Source organism: Variovorax sp. 01T432 (assembly GCF_056398605.1).
In genome coordinates, this window is record NZ_JBFTPS010000137.1 from 1 (window position 1) to 1,187 (window position 1,187).

General features: G+C 62.2%; 1 protein-coding gene. It reads right to left on the bottom strand.

All coding sequences use genetic code 11. From position 1 onward, the window contains the following. The coding region (gene tuf / locus AC1DNF_RS35630; protein WP_478153642.1) for an elongation factor Tu at positions 1–1,182 on the bottom strand (1,182 nt) is incomplete at its 3' end. Between the last annotated feature and the right edge of the window lie 5 nt (positions 1,183–1,187).

Genomic DNA, 1,187 nt, shown 5'->3' on the forward strand with positions numbered 1-1,187 from the left:
GATCTTTGCCACGACGCCCGAGCCCACGGTACGGCCGCCTTCGCGGATCGCAAAGCGCAGGCCTTCTTCCATGGCGATCGGGTTGATCAGCTTCACCGTGATCGACACGTTGTCGCCCGGCATGACCATTTCCTTGTCCGCGGGCAGTTCGATCGCGCCGGTCACGTCCGTCGTGCGGAAATAGAACTGCGGACGGTAGTTGTTGAAGAACGGCGTGTGACGGCCACCCTCATCCTTGCTCAGAACGTACACCTCGGCGGTGAAATGCGTGTGCGGCTTGATGGAGCCGGGCTTGCACAGCACCTGGCCACGCTCGACTTCTTCGCGCTTSGTGCCGCGCAGCAGCACGCCCACGTTGTCGCCCGCCTGGCCTTGATCCAGCAGCTTGCGGAACATCTCCACACCCGTGCAGGTCGTCTTGACCGTCGGGCGAATGCCCACGATCTCGATTTCCTCGCCAACCTTGATCACCCCGCGCTCCACGGCGCCCGTGACCACGGTGCCGCGACCGGAGATCGAGAACACGTCTTCCACAGGCATCAGGAACGCACCGTCAATCGCACGCTCGGGCGTCGGGATGTAGGTGTCCAACGCATCGGCCAGCTTCATGATGGCCTCTTCGCCCAGCTTGCCCTTGTCGCCTTCCAGCGCGAGCTTGGCCGAACCATGAATGATCGGCGTGTCGTCGCCCGGGAATTCGTACTTGTCCAGCAGCTCGCGCACTTCCATCTCGACGAGTTCGAGAAGCTCGGCGTCGTCCACCATGTCACACTTGTTCAGGAACACGATGATGTAGCCCACACCCACCTGGCGCGCCAGCAGRATGTGCTCACGCGTCTGGGGCATCGGGCCGTCAGCGGCCGAGCACACCAGAATGGCACCGTCCATCTGGGCGGCACCGGTGATCATGTTCTTGACGTAGTCGGCGTGGCCCGGGCAATCAACGTGCGCGTAGTGGCGATTGGCCGTTTCGTACTCGACRTGTGCCGTGTTGATCGTGATGCCGCGCGCCTTTTCTTCGGGAGCCGCGTCAATCTGGTCGTAAGCCTTGGCTTCGCCGCCGAACTTCGTCGACAGCACCGTCGCAATCGCCGCCGTCAGCGTCGTCTTGCCATGGTCCACGTGACCAATCGTCCCCACGTTCACGTGCGGCTTGGTACGGGTGAATTTTCCTTTTGCCATTTTCT